Annotated in this window: 22 protein-coding genes; 15 read left to right on the top strand and 7 right to left on the bottom strand. The window is 56.7% G+C overall.

Annotated elements, in window-relative coordinates:
• The first annotated feature begins 273 nt into the window (after window positions 1-273).
• The 4 genes from ACR3EG_RS13330 (at window position 274) to rpoD (ending at window position 6,261) form a co-directional block, all read left to right on the top strand.
• On the top strand, window positions 274-1,704 hold the full coding sequence (locus ACR3EG_RS13330; RefSeq protein WP_480496385.1) for a Glu/Leu/Phe/Val family dehydrogenase: 1,431 nt from the start codon (window positions 274-276) through the stop codon (window positions 1,702-1,704).
• A 126-nt stretch (window positions 1,705-1,830) separates the two neighbouring features.
• Window positions 1,831-2,127: a hypothetical protein gene (locus tag ACR3EG_RS13325; RefSeq protein WP_170352735.1), complete on the top strand. Its 297-nt coding sequence runs from the start codon at window positions 1,831-1,833 to the stop codon at window positions 2,125-2,127.
• 81 nt (window positions 2,128-2,208) lie between these two features.
• Window positions 2,209-4,155 (top strand): DNA primase, encoded by a 1,947-nt coding sequence (gene dnaG, locus ACR3EG_RS13320; RefSeq protein WP_480496383.1) that lies wholly within the window; start codon window positions 2,209-2,211, stop codon window positions 4,153-4,155.
• A 114-nt stretch (window positions 4,156-4,269) separates the two neighbouring features.
• Window positions 4,270-6,261, top strand: a complete 1,992-nt coding sequence (rpoD, locus tag ACR3EG_RS13315; protein ID WP_480496381.1) for an RNA polymerase sigma factor RpoD — start codon at window positions 4,270-4,272, stop codon at window positions 6,259-6,261.
• A gap of 174 nt (window positions 6,262-6,435) precedes the next feature.
• On the opposite strand, the gene ACR3EG_RS13310 is transcribed toward rpoD, so the two are convergent.
• Window positions 6,436-7,416: an AraC family transcriptional regulator gene (locus ACR3EG_RS13310; RefSeq protein ID WP_480496576.1), complete on the bottom strand. Its 981-nt coding sequence runs from the start codon at window positions 7,414-7,416 to the stop codon at window positions 6,436-6,438.
• A 342-nt stretch (window positions 7,417-7,758) separates the two neighbouring features.
• On the opposite strand from ACR3EG_RS13310, the gene ACR3EG_RS13305 reads away from it, so the two are divergent.
• From ACR3EG_RS13305 to ribD, 6 genes are all read left to right on the top strand, one after another.
• The gene (locus tag ACR3EG_RS13305) at window positions 7,759-8,196 is read left to right on the top strand and encodes a thiol-disulfide oxidoreductase DCC family protein (RefSeq protein WP_480496379.1); all 438 of its coding nucleotides are present in this window, start codon (window positions 7,759-7,761) and stop codon (window positions 8,194-8,196) included.
• On the top strand, window positions 8,197-8,739 hold the full coding sequence (locus ACR3EG_RS13300) for a DUF4166 domain-containing protein (RefSeq protein WP_480496377.1): 543 nt from the start codon (window positions 8,197-8,199) through the stop codon (window positions 8,737-8,739).
• 78 nt (window positions 8,740-8,817) lie between these two features.
• Window positions 8,818-9,222 (top strand): hypothetical protein, encoded by a 405-nt coding sequence (locus ACR3EG_RS13295; RefSeq protein ID WP_170352741.1) that lies wholly within the window; start codon window positions 8,818-8,820, stop codon window positions 9,220-9,222.
• Window positions 9,223-9,239: 17 nt separating this feature from the next.
• Window positions 9,240-9,653: a secondary thiamine-phosphate synthase enzyme YjbQ gene (locus ACR3EG_RS13290; RefSeq protein WP_209196646.1), complete on the top strand. Its 414-nt coding sequence runs from the start codon at window positions 9,240-9,242 to the stop codon at window positions 9,651-9,653.
• Window positions 9,654-9,774: 121 nt separating this feature from the next.
• Window positions 9,775-10,245, top strand: coding sequence for a transcriptional regulator NrdR (gene nrdR / locus ACR3EG_RS13285; protein ID WP_170352743.1), 471 nt, complete (start codon window positions 9,775-9,777; stop codon window positions 10,243-10,245).
• Entirely contained in the window at window positions 10,242-11,342 is a 1,101-nt protein-coding gene (ribD, locus tag ACR3EG_RS13280) for a bifunctional diaminohydroxyphosphoribosylaminopyrimidine deaminase/5-amino-6-(5-phosphoribosylamino)uracil reductase RibD (RefSeq protein ID WP_480496374.1), read from the top strand. Before nrdR ends, ribD begins: the two co-directional genes overlap by 4 nt.
• Here the strand turns inward: ribD and ACR3EG_RS13275 are convergent.
• From ACR3EG_RS13275 to ACR3EG_RS13265, 3 genes are read right to left on the bottom strand one after another with little or no spacing between them, the layout of a single operon-like run.
• Window positions 11,339-13,336, bottom strand: coding sequence for a capsular polysaccharide biosynthesis protein (locus ACR3EG_RS13275; protein WP_480496372.1), 1,998 nt, complete (start codon window positions 13,334-13,336; stop codon window positions 11,339-11,341). The genes ribD and ACR3EG_RS13275 overlap by 4 nt on opposite strands.
• The gene (locus tag ACR3EG_RS13270; RefSeq protein ID WP_480496370.1) at window positions 13,336-14,466 is read right to left on the bottom strand and encodes a polysaccharide biosynthesis/export family protein; all 1,131 of its coding nucleotides are present in this window, start codon (window positions 14,464-14,466) and stop codon (window positions 13,336-13,338) included. The genes ACR3EG_RS13275 and ACR3EG_RS13270 overlap by 1 nt, the downstream gene beginning before the upstream one ends.
• Window positions 14,467-14,498: 32 nt before the next feature.
• The gene (locus ACR3EG_RS13265) at window positions 14,499-15,845 is read right to left on the bottom strand and encodes a capsule biosynthesis protein (RefSeq protein ID WP_480496368.1); all 1,347 of its coding nucleotides are present in this window, start codon (window positions 15,843-15,845) and stop codon (window positions 14,499-14,501) included.
• A gap of 140 nt (window positions 15,846-15,985) precedes the next feature.
• On the opposite strand from ACR3EG_RS13265, the gene ACR3EG_RS13260 reads away from it, so the two are divergent.
• The 5 genes from ACR3EG_RS13260 to ACR3EG_RS13240 all read left to right on the top strand — a co-directional run bounded on the left by ACR3EG_RS13260 (window position 15,986) and on the right by ACR3EG_RS13240 (window position 19,235).
• Window positions 15,986-16,573, top strand: a complete 588-nt coding sequence (locus ACR3EG_RS13260) for a riboflavin synthase (RefSeq protein WP_480496367.1) — start codon at window positions 15,986-15,988, stop codon at window positions 16,571-16,573.
• A gap of 103 nt (window positions 16,574-16,676) precedes the next feature.
• Window positions 16,677-17,798 (top strand): 3,4-dihydroxy-2-butanone-4-phosphate synthase, encoded by a 1,122-nt coding sequence (gene ribB, locus ACR3EG_RS13255; protein WP_170352747.1) that lies wholly within the window; start codon window positions 16,677-16,679, stop codon window positions 17,796-17,798.
• Window positions 17,799-17,800: 2 nt separating this feature from the next.
• On the top strand, window positions 17,801-18,352 hold the full coding sequence (locus tag ACR3EG_RS13250; RefSeq protein WP_480496365.1) for a 6,7-dimethyl-8-ribityllumazine synthase: 552 nt from the start codon (window positions 17,801-17,803) through the stop codon (window positions 18,350-18,352).
• Window positions 18,349-18,831 carry a transcription antitermination factor NusB gene (gene nusB / locus ACR3EG_RS13245; protein WP_480496363.1) on the top strand — a complete coding sequence of 161 codons (483 nt, stop codon included), beginning with the start codon at window positions 18,349-18,351 and terminating at the stop codon, window positions 18,829-18,831. The genes ACR3EG_RS13250 and nusB overlap by 4 nt, the downstream gene beginning before the upstream one ends.
• 56 nt (window positions 18,832-18,887) lie before the next feature.
• A complete protein-coding gene (locus tag ACR3EG_RS13240; RefSeq protein ID WP_480496361.1) occupies window positions 18,888-19,235 on the top strand; it encodes a hypothetical protein in 348 nt (115 codons plus the stop codon).
• On the opposite strand, the gene ACR3EG_RS13235 is transcribed toward ACR3EG_RS13240, so the two are convergent.
• From ACR3EG_RS13235 to ACR3EG_RS13225, 3 genes are all read right to left on the bottom strand, one after another.
• Window positions 19,219-20,103 (bottom strand): glycosyltransferase family protein, encoded by an 885-nt coding sequence (locus tag ACR3EG_RS13235; protein WP_480496359.1) that lies wholly within the window; start codon window positions 20,101-20,103, stop codon window positions 19,219-19,221. The two genes, ACR3EG_RS13240 and ACR3EG_RS13235, sit on opposite strands and share 17 nt — an antisense overlap.
• A gap of 307 nt (window positions 20,104-20,410) precedes the next feature.
• Window positions 20,411-20,836, bottom strand: coding sequence for an SRPBCC family protein (locus ACR3EG_RS13230; protein WP_480496357.1), 426 nt, complete (start codon window positions 20,834-20,836; stop codon window positions 20,411-20,413).
• Entirely contained in the window at window positions 20,833-21,153 is a 321-nt protein-coding gene (locus tag ACR3EG_RS13225) for an ArsR/SmtB family transcription factor (RefSeq protein ID WP_209196636.1), read from the bottom strand. The genes ACR3EG_RS13230 and ACR3EG_RS13225 overlap by 4 nt, the downstream gene beginning before the upstream one ends.
• Window positions 21,154-21,245: the final 92 nt, after the last annotated feature.

Genomic DNA, 21,245 nt, shown 5'->3' with positions numbered 1-21,245 from the left:
TACTGCTAAGGAAAAGTTAACGTTGAGAAATTAACGCTCAAACGTGGCGGGAATTGGGCGAAATGGCCTTGGATCAGGCCCATTTCTTGTCAAACGGGGAATAATATGATCCGCGCTCAGGTTCTGTTGTCTTTTTGTTGACAATGCACGCGCGCGTGATCGCGTTCGGCGACTCAGTTTTTCGAAATTTATTTTTGCTTAAATATTGATCGTTTATCCAATGGGTGCGACAAAACGACAGAACGCAAGTCGTTCGTTGGCACGGAGGTATAGATGACGGCCACAAAAGAACCCAGCTTTCGCGAAAGTGTTGACCTGATGTTCAACAGGGCGGCGTCCCTGATGGATCTGCCTCCGGGGCTGGAAGAGAAGATCAGGGTTTGCAACGCCACTTACACGGTGCGGTTCGGTGTTCGCCTGCGCGGTGATATTCATACGTTCACCGGCTACCGGTCGGTTCATTCCGAACACATGGAGCCCGTTAAAGGTGGCATCCGCTACGCTTTGGCCGTAAATCAGGATGAAGTTGAAGCGCTGGCAGCGCTGATGACCTATAAATGTGCGCTGGTTGAAACACCTTTTGGCGGCTCGAAAGGCGGGCTGTGTATCGACCCGCGACAATACGAGGATCATGAGCTTGAGCAGATCACCCGGCGCTTCGCCTATGAACTGGCCAAGCGCGACCTGATCAACCCGTCCCAGAACGTTCCAGCCCCCGACATGGGGACCGGCGAGCGTGAGATGGCATGGATGGCCGACCAATACGCCCGGATGAACACGACGGACATCAATGCGCGGGCCTGTGTGACCGGCAAGCCGTTGAACGCGGGTGGTATCGCCGGGCGGGTCGAGGCAACCGGTCGTGGTGTTCAATACGCGCTGCGAGAGTTTTTTCGCCATCCTGAAGACATTCAGAAAGCCGGGCTTACTGGAAAGTTGGACGGCAAACGCGTGATCGTCCAGGGATTAGGCAATGTGGGCTATCATGCCGCAAAATTCCTCAGCGAAGAGGATGGCGCGATTGTCACTGGCATCATCGAATGGGATGGCGCGCTGTATAATCCCGAAGGAATCGACGTTGAATCCGTTCGGCAGTGGATCGTCAAGCATGGCGGCGTCAAGGACTATCCTGACGCGACACATGCGGCTGACGGTGCGACTGTGTTGGAGGAAGATTGCGATATCTTGATCCCGGCTGCGCTGGAAGGTGTGATCAACCTGACCAACGCGGATCGCATCAAGGCCCCGCTGATCATCGAGGCTGCCAACGGCCCGGTGACGGCGGGTGCGGATGAGATATTGCGCAAAAAGGGTACGGTGATCATTCCTGACATGTATGCAAATGCTGGCGGTGTGACGGTGTCGTATTTCGAGTGGGTCAAGAACCTGAGCCATATCCGCTTTGGCCGGATGCAGCGTCGTCAGGAAGAAGCCCGGCATGAGCTGATCGTCAGCGAGTTGGAGCGTCTGGATCGGTATCTGGGCGATGCGTGGTCGATGTCACCGGATTTCAAGGCCAAGTACCTGAAAGGTGCGGATGAGTTGGAACTGGTGCGCTCGGGCCTCGATGACACGATGCGGATTGCGTATCAGTCCATGCGTGAGGTTTGGCACAGTCGCGATGATGTCGAAGACCTGCGCACAGCCGCTTATATCGTGGCGATCGACCGGGTCTCGAAAAGCTATCGGGCCAAGGGACTTTGAGAAAAATGCAGGGGCGGAGATTGGTCGCCCCTGCGCAACACGAAGGCGCGAGGTTCAAAACGGCAATGGCCGGTTGGCTTTGCGGCGGATAAGCTGCCGCGACAGAAACGAATCCCGGAGACCCTCATGTTGCGTATCGCCATAGCGGCCATTGTTCTGGCCACTCCTCTGGCCGCTCAAGAAACCAAGGAACAGAGCTGCAAATTCCAGTCAGACGTCGTGGCTGCCGTCCAGCAGGCAAGGCTGGACCGGGTAAAGGAACGGGACGTGGCACAGGCGGTGGCAGAGTCAGGGCCGACATGGCCCGAGAACTACAACGCGGCGATTCCCCTGATCACTCCGTGGGTCTATGAGCAAAAGATGCGCGATGTGAGGAAAAAAGACCTCGGCGCTGCTTGGCTGGAGCTGTGCCTGCAGCAGTAATCCACATCCATTGCATTTCGCTGTGGATAAGCGCAGGCCCTCCCCTTGGCCTGCGTTTTCATTTCTGGCAGGTTTGTCCCCATGTCTTTGCCCCCCGGATTTCTTGACGAATTGCGCACGCGCCTCAGCCTGTCTCAGGTCGTCGGCCGCAAGGTCATGTGGGACGCGCGCAAGTCCAATCAGGGCAAGGGTGACATGTGGGCACCGTGCCCGTTTCACCATGAAAAGACCGCCTCGTTCCATGTGGATGACCAAAAGGGGTTCTACTATTGCTTCGGCTGCCACGCCAAAGGCGACGCAATCAGTTTCGTGAAAGAGACCGAGAATGTCTCGTTTATTGAAGCGGTCGAGATTCTGGCCCGCGAGGCCGGGATGCCGATGCCGCAGCGCGACCCCAAGGCACAGGAAAAACAGGATCGCCGCACGCAACTGGCCGAGGTGATGGAGCAGGCGGTGCAGTTCTTCCGTCTGCAGCTGAAGACCGGGGCAGGGAGTGCGGCGCGCGATTACCTGACCCGCCGGGGGTTGGACGCGCAGGCGCTGGACCGGTGGGAGATCGGCTTTGCCCCCGATGGTTGGCAGGCCCTTTGGGATCATCTAACTGGCAAGAATGTGGCCGAGGATCTGATCCTTGGGGCGGGGCTGGCCAAGCCGTCGAACAAAGGCAAAAAGCCCTATGACACGTTTCGAAACCGGATCATGTTCCCGATCCGCGACCCGCGTGGGCGCTGTATTGCGTTTGGCGGCCGGGCGATGGACCCGAATGACAATGCGAAATACCTGAACTCACCCGAGACCGAGCTGTTTGACAAGGGCCGCAGCCTCTATAACCACGGCCCCGCGCGGCAAGCGGCGGGGAAGGGGCAACCGCTGATCGTGGCCGAAGGCTATATGGATGTGATCGCGCTGGCCGAGGCAGGGTTTGGCGCTTCGGTGGCGCCGCTGGGTACCGCGATTACCGAGCATCAGTTGCAACTGCTTTGGCGGATTTCCAACGAGCCGATCATCGCGTTGGACGGTGACAAAGCGGGTTTGCGCGCCGCGATGCGCGCGGTTGACTTGGCCTTGCCGCTGCTTGAGGCTGGTAAATCCCTGCGTTTCGCGTTGATGCCCGAGGGCAAAGACCCCGACGACCTGTTGCGCGGCGAGGGGCCCGGGGCCGTGCAAGCGGTGTTGGAAGGCGCAATCCCTATGGTCAAGCTGCTGTGGCAGCGCGAGACCGAGGGCAAGGTGTTCGACAGTCCCGAACGCAAGGCCGCATTGGACAAGGGGCTACGCGAGAAGATCAAGCTGATCCGCGACCCCTCAATCCGGTCGCATTACGGGCAGGAAATCAAGGACCTGCGCTGGCAGTTATTCCGCCCGCAGCGCCAACCGCAGAACCGCCAATGGCAACCGCGCGGCAAATGGCAACCCCAGCCGACGGCGACACCGGGCGCGCGCGCGTCCTTCCTGGCGTCGTCCGAAGGTGCGGAAATCCAACTGCGCGAGGCAGCGATTTTGGCAATTGCGGCGTTGAACCCGCAAGTGGTTGTGCAGTTCGAAATTCAGTTGGAAGAGATGGAGTGCCGTGACCCTGACCACGCCGCCCTGCGCCACGCCATTCTGCGTCATGCGATTGACGACCCCGAGAACCTGAAAGGCCACATTGCGGAAACTTTGGGCCCCGAAGCCCTTGAAAACCTGCTGGCCCTTCGCCATGTCGCAGTGATCCCTTGTGTGCATAAACCGGGCGATGTCGAAAAGGCCGAAATGACGCTGGCCGAGGAACTCGCAAAGATCAAAGCTCTCAGGGGGTTGGACGCAGAGATTGCCGAAGCGGAGGAGGAGCTGTCGGATCTGGCAGATGAGGCGTTGACATATCGGCTGGCTCAGGCCGCCGAAGAGCGCAACCGCACAAGCCGTAGCCAGAACGAAGACAGGGCGATATTCGACGTGGCCGACAATGGCGCGCGAATCAATCGTGACGAGAAAGACGCGTTTGAGGCAATCACGTCCGGGATCAATTTTGAGCGGAAACGCCGGTAAACTGGTGTTTTCGTAAGGCACTGGAAAAGAAAAACGGGTAAACGGGTAGCCGAATCACTTCTACGCGCTAATGATTCGGTTCAATCGAATCACCCATCCCTGCAGGAGCATTGAATGGCCGCCAAGGATACCAACGAAGACCGCAAATCCGACGAGCAGGAACAGGAAATCTCGCTGGACATGAGCCAGGCCCAGGTCAAGAAGATGATCGCCGAGGCCCGCGAGAAAGGTTACATCACCTACGACCAGCTTAATCAGGTGCTGCCGCCGGATCAGGTCAGCTCGGAACAGATCGAAGACGTGATGTCGATGCTGTCCGAGATGGGCATCAACATCATCGAAGATGAAGAAGCCGAGGAAGAAGAAAACAAAGGCTCGACCGAACTGACCACGACAGAAAGCAACCGCGAGGTTGCGCTGGCCGGGGCGGGGACCGAAAAGCTGGATCGTACCGACGACCCTGTGCGCATGTACCTGCGCGAGATGGGCAGCGTTGAACTGCTGAGCCGCGAGGGCGAGATTGCCATCGCCAAGCGGATCGAGGCTGGTCGGAACACCATGATTGCCGGTCTGTGTGAAAGCCCGCTGACCTTCCAGGCGATCACTATCTGGCATGACGAATTGCTGTCCGAAGACATTCTGCTGCGCGACGTTATTGATCTGGAGGCCACCTTTGGCAACCAGATGGACGAAGACGGCGATGTCGAGGAACCGGTAGTCGATACCTCGAACGTGCAGGCCGCCAAGCCTGAGAAAGAGGATAAAGGCCCCGAGCTGGATGCTGACGGCAACCCGCTGAACAACGACGACGATGATGACGACGATGATCAGGCCAACATGTCGCTGGCCGCGATGGAAGCCGCGCTGAAGGATCAGGTTCTGACCACGTTGGAACGCATTTCGACCGACTTCTCGATGCTGTCAGAAATGCAGGACAGCCGGATTTCAGCCACACTGAACGAAGACGGCACCTTCAGCGAGCAGGACGAAGCAACCTATCAGAAGTTGCGCGCCGAGATTGTTGAGCTGGTGAACGGGCTGCACCTGCATAACAACCGGATCGAAGCGCTGATCGACCAGCTTTACGGTATCAACCGCCGCATCATGTCGCTGGACAGCTCAATGGTGAAGCTGGCGGATCAGGCGCGGATCAACCGCCGCGAGTTCATCGACGCCTATCGTGGCCGCGAACTGGATCCGAACTGGCTGGCCGATATGGCTGAAAAGCCGGGTCGTGGCTGGCAGATGTTCATTGAACGCTCGACCGCCAAGGTTGAAGAATTGCGCAACGATATGGCTCAGGTCGGTCAGTATGTCGGTCTGGACATCTCTGAATTCCGCCGCATCGTGCAGCAGGTTCAAAAGGGCGAAAAAGAGGCGCGTCAGGCCAAGAAGGAAATGGTCGAGGCCAACCTGCGTCTGGTGATCTCGATCGCCAAAAAATACACGAACCGTGGCCTGCAATTCCTTGATCTTATTCAGGAAGGCAACATCGGCCTGATGAAGGCGGTGGACAAATTTGAATACCGCCGCGGTTACAAATTCTCGACCTATGCGACCTGGTGGATTCGTCAGGCGATCACGCGAAGCATCGCGGATCAGGCGCGCACGATCCGTATTCCGGTCCATATGATCGAAACGATCAACAAGCTGGTCCGGACCGGACGCCAGATGCTGCACGAGATTGGTCGCGAGCCGACGCCGGAAGAACTGGCCGAAAAGCTGCAAATGCCGCTGGAGAAGGTTCGCAAGGTGATGAAAATCGCAAAAGAGCCGATTTCTCTGGAAACGCCAATTGGCGACGAGGAAGACAGCCAGCTGGGCGATTTCATCGAGGACAAGAATGCCGTGCTGCCGCTGGACAGCGCCATTCAGGAAAACCTCAAGGAAACGACCACACGGGTTCTGGCCTCGCTCACCCCGCGTGAGGAACGGGTTCTGCGTATGCGGTTTGGCATCGGCATGAACACTGACCACACGCTGGAAGAGGTTGGCCAGCAGTTCAGCGTGACCCGCGAGCGTATTCGCCAGATCGAGGCGAAGGCGTTAAGGAAGCTGAAACACCCAAGCCGGTCGCGCAAGTTGCGGTCATTCTTGGATCAATAGACAAATAGGCGCCTCATCTGAGGCGCTTATTTTTTGCACGGGTCGTGAAAGTGGCCGGTCCAAAATTCAAATTGGCAGAAAGTCACAAGTGTCATCTGGCTTGGTCGCCTATTTCCGTTTTGTCCACTCATGGGACGGGCCGGGGAGAGGCGACGGTGCCGATGACCCCCGGTCTCAGGCCCCGGAAGTAAAGTCCAGCCTGCTGCGGAATGTGCTGGGTGCCTGACCTGTCCAGCGTTTGAATGCTGTCGAGAACGCTGGTTGATCAGCGTAACCAAGTGAAAATGCGATCTCTGACAAGGGCATGCCGTTTGTGATAAATGTTTGCGCCAGATCGCAACGCAGGTCATCGACTATCTCGCGATAACTGGTTCCTTCGTCTTTAAGACGACGTGCAAAGGTGCGCGCGCTGAGGCCAAGGTTGGCGGCAGCGTCATCCGCCTGAATGATCGCTCCGGGCAGAGAGCGGGTGATCAAGCCTTCGACCCGAGCACGTAGTTTTTGCTTGGGCTGTCGGTGTTCTGCGATGACTCGGTCTCCGTATTCCAACAAGTGCGCGCGCAGCTTGGGGTCATAAGTCGGGACAGGTAGATCAAGCGATGATAGTGCCAGCACGATTTCAATTCGTTCCGCCCCAAAGATGACTGGAAAACCCGCAAGCTTTTGGTACGCGGTTCGGTTGCCTCCTGTTTCATGTTGAAAACGTATTTCCATTGGGAAGAAATCAATCTGAGTCAGGTTTCGCATCCGTGCCAGACCTGCAAATACCAAAAACTCTGTGCGTCTGTGGTATCGAGCAAAGCTGGCATCTTTCCATTCAGCCTCGATCGACGCGAAATTCCCTGCGACGCGCAAACTGAACATCAGAGCCGGGTCAATGATCCCGTGAAAACGAGACGTATTTTCTAGAACTTGTTTCAAATCTCGCGAGTATTTGCTGATGTATGCGGTTAGGCTTGAGGAAGATCGGTATTCTAATCCAGCCGCTGCGGCAAAAGTCGGGTCCTCAAGAATATCGCAGGCATATCTGGCAAAGAGGGCTTCTGTGTGGGCGCTACAAGTGCCCGCAGAAACCGTGATGTCATCGCGCTGTATGTTACATTTTTCCAAAACCCGATCTGTGACAGCGGGATTCTGTGTCTTGTGATCAAGCATGCGCGTCAAAAGCTGAATACGTGAGATATCGACGTCCATGCTGTATCTTATCGCGATATCAGTTTGTTTGCACCCTTGCTGAGAGGTGTGGGACGCATCCGCCGTGACATAAATCCGAAAAACGTTGGCAAAAAGTCACATGCGTTTTGGGCGGCAAACCCGTATTTCTGTCACGTTGCCGGGTCAGCGCCTTTTTGGGGATGGGGCCAGAGCCCAGACGATAATTCGAGCAGGCATACTGTGGCTCCCCGGCACGCTCATTCCTGCTGTTGCCTGTGTCGCATTGTGGCGTCGTGTTTGCGGTGCCACTTTGGTGGAAATTACGGCAAAGGCGATTTTAAGATGCACGACATTGCATTGGACGAATTGGTTAGGAGCCAAGATTTTATTGTGTTTGACGGCGAATGCGCGCTGTGCACCGGCTTTTTTCGTTTCATGCTGAAACGGGATAGGGCGCAAAAGTTCAAGTTTGTAACTGCGCAATCCGAGCTTGGGCGAAATCTCTATTCAGATCTTAAATTACCGACACAGGATTTTGAAACGAACCTCGTCGTGTTGAACGGTCAAGTTTATCAACGGTTGGATGCAATTGCTGCAGCCATGCAGGCTCTGCCGGGGATGTGGCCCGTCGTGTCCCTGTGCAAATATCTGCCTGGGGCGATTAAGGACCCGATATATCACGCTTTGGCGCGCAACAGATATGCCGTGTTTGGTCGGGCTGATACCTGCTTGGTTCCGGACCAAGATCTGATGTCGCGCTTTCTTCCCAAAGGGTACTAGATGCAACCTGATCCGTTTTGGCAGGCGTTGCCGGCGCAGTCAGTTTTGCCCGACGCCTTGCGGCACCTGCACGGCAGTCAGGGAACCTATTCGGGTTTCTGTGATATTGAGCGTGGCCGCGGCCTGTTGGTGCACTTGGCTTTGTGGCTTGGAAGGTTCCCCACTGGTGGTCGCAATGTTCCTGTCTCTTTATACGTAACAAAACGGGACAGGGAATGGATATGGGTCAGGAATTTCAACGGCCAGACGACCAGGTCGCGGATCGGCTACAGATCAGGCTACGTACTCGAGCGGATGGGCCCATTGACCTTGTGGCTGAAACCCGTGCTTTTCGATGGGCAGTTGTCCATTCATCTTCACCGGTTACGCTTGTGGGGAATCCCGTGCCCAAAGCTCATAGTACCCAGGTCTAATACGTTTGAGTGGCAGGATGACGAAGAGCGCTTTCGGTTTGATGTGTCCGCTCGGATGCCTGTTTTGGGGTTGCTGATCCGATATCACGGATGGCTAACGGCTGATCACGCAAAACAGGACGTAGGCTGAATTGATCGTGAACCCGCTTTGCCGTTGGGCGGGTTATACTATTTCCAGTCTTACCTCGTAACAGGAAAGAGTATGATTATGAAACAGGTTATGACTTACGCTGCGCTTGCCGCAGTTGTTCTGACTACACCGCTTTCGGCCGCTGGCTTTGCGCGATTTGGGTTTCAGACGGTCTCGGTCAATGCCAACGTCTACGAAGTGATCCCGCGTGGGCGCAACGATGTTGATGGGTATTGGTGTGCCGCTGCCGATTATGCCCGCAGGACTTTGGGCGCAGGTTGGAAACAGCCGATCTATGTAGTGCGCGGTTATGGACCCAGCGAAGCAACTGGACGCCGGACTGCTGTGCAGTTTTCCGTCAGTCCTCCGCCTGGTGTTGATTTGAACGTCAAGTCAATCAACGTCGGCTTTGTTGCTGGTCAAAGCAGATCGGTTCAGAGTGCGAACGCACTGTGCTATCGTCGGCAAATCTTTGACGACTAAGCGAGAATGAGCACCTGTTGCAGACCGAGTTTATTATTTCGACACGCGGACCGGGGTTATATGAATTCACCCCGGACGTAGGTAACTGGCTAAACTCGGTCGAACGCGACGGGCTGCTGACGTTGTTTGTGCGCCATACGTCCTGTTCTCTGGTGATACAAGAGAACGCAGACCCCGAGGTGCAAACTGACCTGAGTGCTTTCTTTGAGAGGCTGGTTCCGCCCTCGGATCATCCATCGATGTCCTATTTACGGCACACTTATGAAGGCCCAGATGACATGCCAGCACACATAAAGGCTGCCTTGCTGCCGGTATCATTGACGATCCCAGTGGCAAGTGGCCGTCCGGCTCTGGGCACATGGCAAGGGATCTATTTGTTTGAACATCGTTCAGCGCCCCACCATCGAAAGGTCGCTGCGCATTTCGCGTGACCCCTTTATCTTGCGGTGAAAAATTCCGACTACCCAAATCCTAGCGGGTGTCCTATAGTTGTGGATAAGTAAGCCACAGCGCTTACAATAAGAGGCGGAATTAGGGACGAGGAGACGGCGGATGCGCTGCCCGTTTTGCGGAAATATTGACACTCAGGTGAAAGATTCACGCCCCGCAGAGGATCACGTCGCGATCCGCAGGCGCCGGTTCTGTCCTGCGTGTGGCGGTCGTTTCACGACCTATGAACGGGTGCAGCTGCGCGATCTGGTTGTGATCAAAACCAATGGCAAACGGGAAGACTTTGACCGCGACAAACTGGAACGGTCTATCCGTATCTCGATGCAGAAACGCCCAATCGACCCCGAACGTATTGATCAGATGATCTCGGGGATTGTGCGCCGTCTGGAAAGCATGGGTGAGACCGATATCCCGTCGAACAAAATTGGCGAGATCGTCATGGAAGCGTTGGCGCGCATTGACACGGTTGCTTATGTGCGCTTTGCAAGCGTGTACAAGAATTTCCAGGCGGCCGATGATTTCGAGGAATTTGTCCACGAACTGCGCCCGCCGCAGCCTTCGTCTGACGAGTGAACGACACAGATAAACGATACATGGCGTTGGCCCTGTCTTTGGGGCAACGCGGTCAAGGCACGTGTTGGCCAAACCCCTCGGTGGGATGTGTTATCGTGCGCGATGGTCGGATTATTGGGCGAGGTTGGACCCAACCCGGCGGACGACCGCATGCGGAAACCGTTGCGTTGGCACAGGCTGGTGAAACGGCCAAAGGAGCGACGGCCTATGTCTCGCTGGAGCCTTGCGCACATCATGGGAAAACCCCTCCCTGCACGGATGCGCTGATCGCAGCGGGGATTGCGCGGGTGGTTTCACCGGTCGAGGACAGTGATCCGCGTGTTGCAGGGCAGGGCTTCGCCAAATTGCGCGAAGCCGGAATCGAAGTCACGACAGGTGTTTTGGCCGCGCAGGCCGAACGTGACCACGCAGGGTTTTTCTTGCGGATGGAGCAGGGACGCCCTTTCATAACCCTTAAATTGGCGAGCAGTTTCGATGGCCGGATCGCGACGGCCAGTGGTCACAGCCAGTGGATCACCGGTCCGCAGGCGCGGCGAGAAGTCCATGCGATGCGCGCGCGTCACGACGCGGTTATGGTTGGCGCAGGTACTGCGCGGGCCGATGACCCTTCACTGACCGTCCGTGATCTTGGTGTGGCGCAGCAACCTGTCCGTATCGTTGTCTCGCGCCATCTTGATATCCCATTGATGAGCCAACTCGCCCGATCCGCCAAGCAAATCCCGGTTTGGCTGTGCCACGGCCATGCCCCCGATGCCGAGCGGGCCCGGGCATGGGAGGGGCTAGGGGCCACATTGATCCCTTGCGCATTGCAAGATCACCAGATTGATGCTGCGGATATGTTGCAACAACTGGGGCAGGCGGGGCTGACACGTGTTTTCTGCGAAGGCGGCTCGGCGTTGGCGGCGTCTTTGTTGGCGCAGGATCTGGTTGACGAACTGGTCGGATTTAGCGCGGGTCTGACCATCGGTGCAGAAGGTTTACCGGGGATCGGAGCATTGGGACTGGAGACGCTGGACGCAGCCCCCCGGTTTGAATTGATGAAAACGCGCGCTGTTGGCCCCGACGTCATGCATCGCTGGCGGCGGTCACTGCGCTAGCGTCGCCATGGATGCGCATGTGTCGCAAAGGCGCCCTGCAGCTTAGATAGCAATCGTAACATCGGCGGCCCTTTGATTCCTTCACGATCGGTCAGGCGCTGCAGCGCGACCTCGACCGGGCAGGGGGTGCCTGTGATCGGGTCCAGATACCGCGGGTAGTCGATCAACGCGGCATGGACCAAACCCAAAACCGTGGGACGTGCGCCACGCCGGGCCGGGACGGTGCCAAGGTCTTGCGTCAACCCCCAACCCGCATAGAAGGGGGCGCCGACAGTGGTCACAGGCACGTTGCGGATCAGCGCCTCGAATCCAAGCAAAGACGTCATGGTCCAGACTTCATTGACCTGCGGCAATAGCTGCGCCGGATCCGTATCGCGTATGATGACATCAGCGAGGCCGTCGGCATCTATCGCGCCGTCACGTAAACTGGCCTCGACATCCGGGTGGGGCTTGTAGATCAAAACAGCGTCCGGGTTCTTGTCCCGTACCATCTGTAACAGTTCAAGGTTGCTACGGATCGTTCCGGTCCCTAACAGGATCGAGGCGTCGTCCTCTACCTGTCCGGGTACAAGAATGCGATGCCCCTTGGGCAAGTCCGGTACTTGGCCGCCGATATTGTATTTGCTGATCTGCCCCGCGGTGATTTTCTCAACCAGCCTGTCTGCGCGCAGCTCCTGATCCGGGCGCAGAGTTTCCCGTTGGGCGATCAGCTGTTCAAGCCGACTAGCTCGCGTGGGATCGTAATATATGCCCAGATCATCGGCGACCAGCGAGACGGGCGGAACCAAGGCAGCGCCCAAACCACGGGACCGCAGGAAACCATCCTCGATCCTAACAACACTCTCTTGCCCTTCGGCTCGGCTGGCCCAAACCATATGTGGTTTTTCGGAAGACGCAGGAGCGCTTTTGGTAAAGCGAATTTTGGTCTCGTGCCCAAACATCCTTTGAAGATGACCACGTTTCCACAAACGCATCCCCGAGGCGGTCCAGCCCGCGTGATCTTGACGCCATGCGCGTGTCTGCGCCTCTAACGTATCCAGAACCATTTCCAATTCGCAAAGTTGATCCCTGTAGGGGTCATACCAAGTAGGATAAAGGATCATGGCGGCCGCAAAAAGCTGGGCTGGCGTCAGGCTGCGCTGACGGCGGGGCAGGTATTCTTCGTCCTGCGTCAGGCCCCAGCCGGCATAGAAGGGTTGACCAAAGACGCGCGGCTTGTGGCCTGCCAAGATGGCCTCGAACCCGAATTGCGAAGACAGGGTGTAGACGCCCACTGCACCTTCAAGCAAGTCCCACGGGCTGATCGGTTCTTCAAACAAGGCGACACGACCTGATTGGTCCAGGTCAGAGAAATACCCACTGCGATGGCCACTAATGGTTTCGGGGTGGGTTTTGATCAATACGCGCGCGCCTGGGTGCTCTTCTTGCGCCATGACCAACATTTCGCGGAACCGAGCCGCGTTGCCCTTGCTGGCAGTAACCGATGCATCGTCTTGGGCCTGATCGACAACCAACACATACCCCGGCGCCGGCAGAGACTTAGTGACTTCAAACCCCGAATACTTGCTGAGATGCAGTTCCTTCATCCGTGCAATTGCACCGCGCGCCCGGTTCAGCAGGGCCGTATCATCCAAAGGGTGCGTCGCCAGCAAAGTCTCAAGATCGGATGGGCGCGTAGGGTCGAAGTGCAGACCGGACCGGTCCAGCAATAGGCCTAGCGGCGGTTCGCCACCCCGACCAGGATGCAAAGATCGCAGAAAAGCATCTTCGACACGCAAGACAGGGGATTTGTGTTTTTCTGCGATATTCAAGCCGCGGTGGGCAGTTGGACTGTTGCCCCATATGGCAACGGTGTCACCGTCTTTGGGTAGACCCAGCCGAATGTCGTAGCCCGCCAAGTTCAGAATGCGGCGAATACGGCGATTGGTCAGGAAGCCGCCATTGTAGACACGCAGGCGGGTACGCTGTTCCTCGGCCATCGCCGCAGCCGACATCACCCGCCTGTCAGGGTCGTGACGTTGGCCAGCGGTGTAAGCCCGCCTGCGATCAGCGATATCGACTTGCTCCACTGTGCATAGGGCGCTTCGGTAACGTAGATCGTGTCGTCGTCGCGGATGACGAAATCACGGGCTACGAATAGGCCGTTTGGTGCAGTAAGGTTAAGCAGGTAAATCACCCGCTGTTCGCCCTGCAAGTCCGAGCGTCCCATGACCGAACGGGCAATGTCCTGTCGTTCGTTCCGCAGCACGAAGATGCCGGTAGGGTCCGAGGACAGGGACTGTAGCCCTCCGACTTGGGCCAAAGCTTCGAGTGCAGTCAAATCTTGACTGTCGAACGCAACACGCGACTGTCCGGTAGCCCCTAAGGCGACATAAGACCGACTGTCGGCCTCAACCAATATGCGGTCACCGGCGCGCAGTGCGATATCCAGCTTTGGATTGGTGAACAGGTCATTGTACCAGACCGTTCCCCGTTGATTGCCCCGAATAACGGTAACAAGCGCGATGTCAGACCCGACTGAAACGCCTCCGGCTTGGGACAGCATGCCAGCCAGAGTGCGGGTCGGGCTTTCGATAGGGTATATACCTGGCGAGCCAATCTCGCCGTTCAGCGTAACGGTTGAACCGTTTCCGGCTGTCCGCCGGACCTCGACCTGTGGATCTGGTGTTTGGTCTTGCAGTTTGCTTGTGATCAGTTGGCGCAGCTGTTCGGGGGTATTCCCAGAAGCCCTGACACGACCGGCATATGGAACAAATATAAACCCTTCACTGTCCACTTGAATTTGATCCAGCGTCGTCGCGCCGCCGATATCGGAAGAAAGCAGCCCGTCATCGACGTTCTCCCAGACCGACAGGCTCAGAGAGTCACCGGGACGCACTGTATCGGCGGTCAGGTTTGGCGCGTTGAGGAAAGACTGCGAAAACCCGAATTGGGGAACAGCGGACGTGACCTCGGTGATACGATCATCCACTTCGACTATGAACGCATTGCCACCATTCTGAACTGAGCCAGCCAAAATTTCGTTCTTGCTCGGGCCAGATTTGGGAAGCTGACACCCGGCCAAAAGGCCAAAAACGGCAACAAGGAAAAATCCCCGAGCCCATTGGAGCGGAAAGCACTGCACTGCCGAATATCCTCAGTCTTCTTTTGTTTGTCTTAAGTTAGCTTGTCATTGCGTTGACTTCCAGCATCAAGCTGTTTGTTTCCTTCAACGATCTTCAACTGTGGCGTCTGCGCCGCGTTACCCGACAGCAGTGTCTCATAGGGGTCGCACTGCGCAAGCAACATATCCGTTACACGCCGCAGCAACTGCCGCCGACCGCGTCTGGAGTAAAACCCTCCGGGCACCTGGCAGGTTTTAAGCAGGAACTGGCGATAAGCCTGATACGCGGCCGTGTCAGGAGGGGTGGGGTTGCCAAAAAACTGGGCAAATGTCTGTCCCGAGATGAACTCGGGCTTGTTGTAGACAGACCGCCCGAAACTGCGCAGCGGAATTCCGCGCCACAAAACTTGCTGTCCGGCGGTCGAGTTGATGGTAACAGCGGAATTCGCCTCGTTCAACAGCCGCGCAAGTTTTCCACCCGGCACATAGTGGACACGGTCGCCGACACCGTGGGCGTTGGCGATTTGACGGGTTCTGCGGTTCAGGGGTTCTCGGTGGTTTTCAAGTGGATGTTCTTTGATGACAAGCTGGTGGTGACGCGGCGCCCCATCAGCAAAGCCTTTGATGGCCTGTTCCAGAAACTCTGACATGTTGGAATAGTCGGAATGCGATTGAACCGAGCTGTCATGCCCCAATTGCAGCAGCACAAGATGATATGGCATACCACTGCCGCGCGCGCGAAACGTCGCCCAGCGTCGTTGCAAGCGGTGAAAGGGCATCAGCATAAGCCGTTTGAAATACAGCGTAAATTCCTTGGAAACTGGCAGCTCTCTGTGCCGCTGGAAGTTGCGATACCTCTGATTGAGGAACAACAAAAACCAGTGATATAGCGCACCATAAAAGATGTGCTGTCGCATGTCGCCCCAATGTGAGGGCGGCGGGGGATCCTGAGTGTCCGAGCGTTCGAGGGCTTGTTCCATTTGCGGGATCGTAAGCGACATCAGGCGAGAGTTCCCGTTCGATCCCATGCGTTCATAAGTGACCCACCACGGACGCAGATAACCTTCTTCGAACACATGCACGGTTATGTTTCGTTCGCTGGAAATCTTGATTGCTTGGGCATGTATTGGGCGTGCGTCGCCGTATAAGACGAGGTCGGTCACACCAAGCGTCTCAGTCAGCCCGCGGAAACTTTCAGGCCATTGCTCAGGACGGTCGGTAAAGGGAATATAGCTTGCACGGTCGAACCAGAACGCGTGGTCACCGGCATTGAAGCCCACACGCCGAACCTCAGCACCTGTTTTGCGCAGCACGCGTGCGAGCGAATTGAAAAACGGTCCGTGCGGTCCCTGTAGAAACAGGAAAACACGGCGCTCAGAGCCTTTTGTGAGTGGTGGCATTGGTGCTGCTCTTGCTCGTTGGTGCGAAATTTATGCCTTTTTGTGCTGCGTCCGGCAAGGCGGGCCTTGCCCGGAACCGCCGATACGCTTACCTCGGCAAGTAGACTGGATGTAATATTAGGAACCGAAGGGTAAAGGAAATGTTCACAGGTATCGTCACCGATGTTGGCACCATTGCCGAACTTGACCAACAGGGCGACCTGCGGGCGCGGATCAAGACCGCCTATAAGACATCCGGCATTGATATAGGTGCCTCAATCGCAAGCGATGGGGTGTGCCTGACCGTCATTGCCTTGGGGGACGACTGGTATGATGTTCAGATCAGTGCCGAGACGGTATCCAAGACGAACCTGTCTAACTGGTCGGTCGGCAAACATGTCAATCTGGAACGCGCCCTTAAAGTCGGGGATGAGTTAGGTGGCCATATCGTGTCTGGGCACGTGGACGGAGTCGCCGAGGTCGTTGCTATCGAGGATGAAGGCGACAGTACCCGTGTGACCTTGCGCGCGCCCAAGGACCTTGCGCGCTTTATCGCCCCCAAGGGTTCGGTTGCGCTGAACGGGACGTCTCTGACCGTCAATGATGTGGACGGCAGTGACTTTGGTATCAACTTCATTCCTCATACCAAAGAGGTGACGACATGGGGCGATGTTGGGATTGGAGACAAAGTCAACCTCGAGATCGACACCCTGGCCCGCTACGTTGCCCGCCTGGCCGAAATGTCCTGAGTCAAACGCCGCGTTCTGACCGGTTCGGGACGTTTGCAGACTGGCCTTTGCGCGCGGGGTGGTCTATCCACCCGTGCAAACATGCTCTGCGAAAGGCTGCCCAATGAGCTTTGAAACCCCCGGACCCGTCGAGGCGCAACTGCGCGACGCGATCAGCCCGATTGAAGAGATCATCGAAGAGGCGCGCAAAGGCCGGATGTATATTCTGGTCGACCACGAAGACCGTGAGAATGAAGGCGATCTGGTTATCGCCGCCGAGTTTGCGGATGCCGAGGCGATCAACTTCATGGCCACCCATGGGCGCGGCCTGATTTGCCTGCCGATGACCGCGGAACGGGTGGATGCGCTGGGCCTGCCGATGATGGCGGTGAACAATTCCTCGCGGCATGAAACCGCGTTCACCGTGTCAATCGAAGCACGCGAAGGTGTGTCGACCGGGATTTCTGCCGCTGACCGCGCCCTGACTGTTGCGACGGCCATCAATGAACAAAACACGATGGCGGCGATTGCCACCCCGGGCCATGTCTTCCCCTTACGCGCTAAGCGGGGCGGGGTGCTGGTGCGCGCGGGTCATACCGAGGCTGCGGTTGATATCTCGCGCTTGGCCGGGCTGAACCCTTCGGGCGTGATCTGCGAGATCATGAAGCCCGACGGCACAATGGCGCGTCTGCCCGATCTAGTGGAATTCGCACAAACCCATGACATGAAAATCGGTACGATCAGCGACTTGATCACCTACCGATCCCGCAATGACAATCTGGTGGTCGAGACGTCTCGTGAAACCGTCAATTCGGAATATGGTGGCGAATGGGAGATGCGGCTGTTCACTGACCAGCTTCATGGCATCGAACATGTGGTCATGATCAAAGGCGACATCACCACGCCCGAACCCGTTCTGACCCGCACCCATGCTTTGCACGAAGCGCCGGATATCTTGGGCCTCGGGCCTAAGTCTTCGCGCGAACTGCCGCGTGCGATGGAGAAGATCGCCGAAGAGGGGCGCGGCGTCGTCTGTCTGTTCCGCCAACCGCGCAACTCGCTTTATGCGGTCGAGGATGAAGGCCCTCGGACCATCAAACAAACAGGACTGGGGTCTCAGATCCTGTCCAAATTGGGCATCCACGAGCTGGTGCTGCTGACCGACTCGCCCGAAACCGTATATCTGGGGCTCGACGCGTTTGGCCTGTCCATCGTCGGCACCCGCTCAATCCTCAAGGAAGACTGATCGTGGCTGAACAAGACAAACACGGCGTCCTGCCGACTCCGACATTCGACAAGCCGGTGAAACTGCTGCTGGTGGTGGCCCCGTTCTATCGTGCCATTGCCGACAACATGGTCGCCGGTGCCAAGGCAGAGATCGAAGCCGCAGGCGGCACTTGTGACGTGGTCGAGGTTCCCGGCGCGCTGGAAATCCCGACCGCCATCGCCATGGCTGACCGGCAGTGCAACTATGATGGCTATGTCGCGCTGGGCTGCGTTATTCGCGGCGAGACCACGCATTATGAAACGGTGTGCAACGATTCCAGTCGCGCCATTCAGTTGATGGGCTTGCAGGGCCTGCTGATCGGCAATGGCATCCTGACAGTCGAGAATGACGAACAGGCCGAGGTCCGCGCCAACCCAGAAAAGATGAATAAAGGGGGTGGGGCAGCCGCTGCGGCCTTGCATCTGATCGCGCTCAGCCGTAAGTGGGGCTCTTCCAAAAAGGGCGTGGGCTTCAAGCCACCGTCCGAGTCCATCCTAGTGGCGGGCGACAGCAACGGACCCACGACAGCATGACCCAGACAGACGCGCCGAAACCGGCAAACCAGAAACGCCTGATGAAATCCGCCGCTCGGCTTTACGCCGTTCAGGCGCTGTTCCAGATGGAACAGTCAGGCCAGACGACCGAAGCAGTCGTGAACGAGTTTCTGGATCACCGGTTTGGTGCCGTTTATGAGGGCGAAGAAATGTTGGACGGCGATATCCGCCTGTTCCGCAAACTGGTCGAGGACGCCGTAAACTATCAGGCCCCGATCGACCAGATGACAGACCGTGCGTTGGTGGCCAAATGGCCCATCGGGCGCATCGACCCGACCCTGCGCGCTGCGTTCCGCGCCGCAGGCGCCGAATTGACCCAAAGCGACACGCCGCCCAAGGTCGTCATCACCGAATTCGTCGACGTGGCCCGCGCCTTCTTTCCCGAAGGCAAAGAGCCGAAATTCGTTAACGCTGTACTGGACCACATGGCGCGCGAAGCCCAGCCCGAGGCGTTCTGACGCCTTTACTAGGTGCTCTGGCAGACTAAGCTTCTTGCAGAACAAGGAGTGCCGCTATGCCCAAGCTCATCCGTCTTTATATTATTCAGGTTATCTGGGGATTCGTAATCTCAGCCGTGTTTGTCGGCGTGCTGTTGGCGGTGAACGTAGCCAATCTGCGCGGGCTGATCTGGGGTTCGGACGTTGGGCTGGTGGCGTTGGTCATGATCTGGTTCATGAACGGGATTGTCTTTGCAGGCGTCCAGTTCGCTTACAAGATCATGAGCATGGCAGAGAAACCCGGTGGTCCGCGTCGTGGAACGCCAGTTTTCTACGGTGTTCGGGCTGCCGTGGCCCCGCAGGAAATCAAGAATAAAAGCCAAACTCAGAAGACCTTCCAAGAGACTGTCAGAAAACGGAGCTGAACCTTTCAGGGATGACGAACGTACTCTGACCGCTGAATTTCGCGTGCTTCCAGATCTGGCGCTTTTCTTCGAATCTCCATTTTTTCTTTATTTTCTTGCGCAAGTGCTCGAACGAAAAGTCATTCGTTTCTGGAGGCCCATAGTCGGCGAAGCCCTGAAGTTCCGCGCTCACCTGCTCGACCGATTGCGCCCAACCGGCTCCAGCAACACCCTGCACAATATCCGAGTTATCATTCGTAATGTGGAGATAGCGTTGTTTCTGACGCTCTAACAAAATGTCGCGATCAAAAAAACGAAGGTGAAACAGAAACAGATCAGAGGACAAATTCAGGCGTGGGTGGTTTGAATAGTGTTGCCCAAGGCTCCAACGTATTGGCGCGCGGGTGATGCAGGGCTTGCAATAAAACGCGTTTGTCCGGCCGTACCTGCGTTGTTCCAGAATGGGGCGTTGAGCGTCCAGAGCGGGTTCGAGGTCGACGCGTTGCACAACTTCTATCGCGAACGGGGAAATTACCTGTGCGTTTGTCTGCTGCAAAATGTACTGGACAGGATCGTTGCCCACCAAAGGGTCAAGGACGATCAACTCATCGACGTCGCCGCCTATCACCACATCAAATCGGTAAGTCAGGGAGCTTGCGAACTGAGATAAAAAGTTCCAACGTTTTCGGTCCCACCCTCGGCCGGGTTGGTTTTGGGGAAATGAAATAACCTGGCAGCCTCGCAGAGTATCGGGTAAGGCACTGTCATCGCCGTCGACCAAGATGTACATGTTTTGGCGCGGCACGAAGCGCGCGTAGTAATCGACCCACAGCTTCAGAAAGAACTCGTCGTTTCGGACCATTGTCCAGATAGCTACGTTTTGGGACATGATAGTTCGTTCAACTTAAAAACCATTTCAAAACCGCGGCTTGAAACAGGATGGGTAACCACAGGTCTATTGGAGCCGACTTGTTCGGGCTAAAAGGCAATCTGAAATGTGGCGGGACCACCAGTCAACCGTGCGGTGTGATTCCCGAGGACCTGTATGTACAGGTGGGCGCCAGGTAATCAGGCCAGGACCTGAACAGAGCCAGCCCCCTCGGAATTTCTTAAGGCCACCAGAATGCTACCAGTCACAAGAAGGGCAGAACCCGCCAAGCGCTTAGTTAGGGCGTCTTACTGGCTGGCACAAGGGGTTAAGCGTCAACAGTCTCGTGCAGGGCCTTGCGCATCTTGCCGAAATGCTCGTCCCAACCGTTGTCCAGGGCCAGGATCAGGCCGAAAGCCTCTGCGCCTTGTGGCAGGCCTTCGTGCTCCAACGACAATCGCGTTCCGCCGTCTATGGGTTCTAACGTCCATTTGACCACGCTGACAGCGTCCCCCATCGGTTTCACCGTGAAGGTATATTCAAGATACTGCGGCTTGCGCGCCTCACGCACCTCTCCCCAGATCAACAGATCGCCGCTTGTGGTCCCGAACATCTCAAGCTTTTGTCCTGCTACCAGCGGGCGTTCGGGCTTGTGAAACCATTCGGCAAGGCGTTCCGGTTCGGTCAGATAGGCCCAGACAGTGTCCGGTTCGGCGCGCAGGAAGATGGTCTTTTGCAAAACTGCTTTGGTCATGTCTCTTTCCTCTCAATGGCTTCTTTCAAGTTACGCAGGCGCTCGTCCCAGAACTGATCAAAGAAGCTCAACCAATCCAGAACAGGGGCCATTCCCTCGGGTTCAAGACGGTTGATGCGTTCTCTTCCCCGAGCTTCGACCTGGATGAGGCCCCCGTCCGACAACACGGTCAGGTGTTTTTTGACGGCCGCTCGGGTCATGTCGAAGCAATCTGTCAGTTGCGCGATTGTCATATCCTGCGATGCAAGCATTTGAACGATGTCCCGGCGCGTGGGGTCCGCAAGCGCGCGAAACGCGTTTTGGATTTGGTCAGGCATCCGTTTCCTCATATTCGATACTATTTGGTTTCATATTTATCCAATACCATATGGTATTATGTCAACAGCCATCTCACCCTTGCAATTTGTTC

It is taken from the genome of Ruegeria sp. AM7 (genome assembly GCF_056535965.1).
This window is presented reverse-complemented; position numbering and strand designations above follow the sequence as displayed.

Excerpts from the sequence above, each read along its gene's own strand:
- ACR3EG_RS13330 (WP_480496385.1), top strand. The coding sequence starts at position 274 with ATGACGGCCACAAAAGAACCCAGCTTTCGCGAAAGTGTTGACCTGATG.
- ACR3EG_RS13325 (WP_170352735.1), top strand. The coding sequence starts at position 1,831 with ATGTTGCGTATCGCCATAGCGGCCATTGTTCTGGCCACTCCTCTGGCC.
- dnaG (WP_480496383.1), top strand. The coding sequence starts at position 2,209 with ATGTCTTTGCCCCCCGGATTTCTTGACGAATTGCGCACGCGCCTCAGC.
- rpoD (WP_480496381.1), top strand. The coding sequence starts at position 4,270 with ATGGCCGCCAAGGATACCAACGAAGACCGCAAATCCGACGAGCAGGAA.
- ACR3EG_RS13310 (WP_480496576.1), bottom strand. The coding sequence starts at position 7,416 with ATGCTTGATCACAAGACACAGAATCCCGCTGTCACAGATCGGGTTTTG.
- ACR3EG_RS13305 (WP_480496379.1), top strand. The coding sequence starts at position 7,759 with ATGCACGACATTGCATTGGACGAATTGGTTAGGAGCCAAGATTTTATT.
- ACR3EG_RS13300 (WP_480496377.1), top strand. The coding sequence starts at position 8,197 with ATGCAACCTGATCCGTTTTGGCAGGCGTTGCCGGCGCAGTCAGTTTTG.
- ACR3EG_RS13295 (WP_170352741.1), top strand. The coding sequence starts at position 8,818 with ATGAAACAGGTTATGACTTACGCTGCGCTTGCCGCAGTTGTTCTGACT.
- nrdR (WP_170352743.1), top strand. The coding sequence starts at position 9,775 with ATGCGCTGCCCGTTTTGCGGAAATATTGACACTCAGGTGAAAGATTCA.
- ACR3EG_RS13275 (WP_480496372.1), bottom strand. The coding sequence starts at position 13,336 with ATGTCGGCTGCGGCGATGGCCGAGGAACAGCGTACCCGCCTGCGTGTC.
- ACR3EG_RS13265 (WP_480496368.1), bottom strand. The coding sequence starts at position 15,845 with ATGCCACCACTCACAAAAGGCTCTGAGCGCCGTGTTTTCCTGTTTCTA.
- ACR3EG_RS13260 (WP_480496367.1), top strand. The coding sequence starts at position 15,986 with ATGTTCACAGGTATCGTCACCGATGTTGGCACCATTGCCGAACTTGAC.
- ribB (WP_170352747.1), top strand. The coding sequence starts at position 16,677 with ATGAGCTTTGAAACCCCCGGACCCGTCGAGGCGCAACTGCGCGACGCG.
- nusB (WP_480496363.1), top strand. The coding sequence starts at position 18,349 with ATGACCCAGACAGACGCGCCGAAACCGGCAAACCAGAAACGCCTGATG.
- ACR3EG_RS13240 (WP_480496361.1), top strand. The coding sequence starts at position 18,888 with ATGCCCAAGCTCATCCGTCTTTATATTATTCAGGTTATCTGGGGATTC.
- ACR3EG_RS13235 (WP_480496359.1), bottom strand. The coding sequence starts at position 20,103 with ATGTCCCAAAACGTAGCTATCTGGACAATGGTCCGAAACGACGAGTTC.
- ACR3EG_RS13230 (WP_480496357.1), bottom strand. The coding sequence starts at position 20,836 with ATGACCAAAGCAGTTTTGCAAAAGACCATCTTCCTGCGCGCCGAACCG.
- ACR3EG_RS13225 (WP_209196636.1), bottom strand. The coding sequence starts at position 21,153 with ATGCCTGACCAAATCCAAAACGCGTTTCGCGCGCTTGCGGACCCCACG.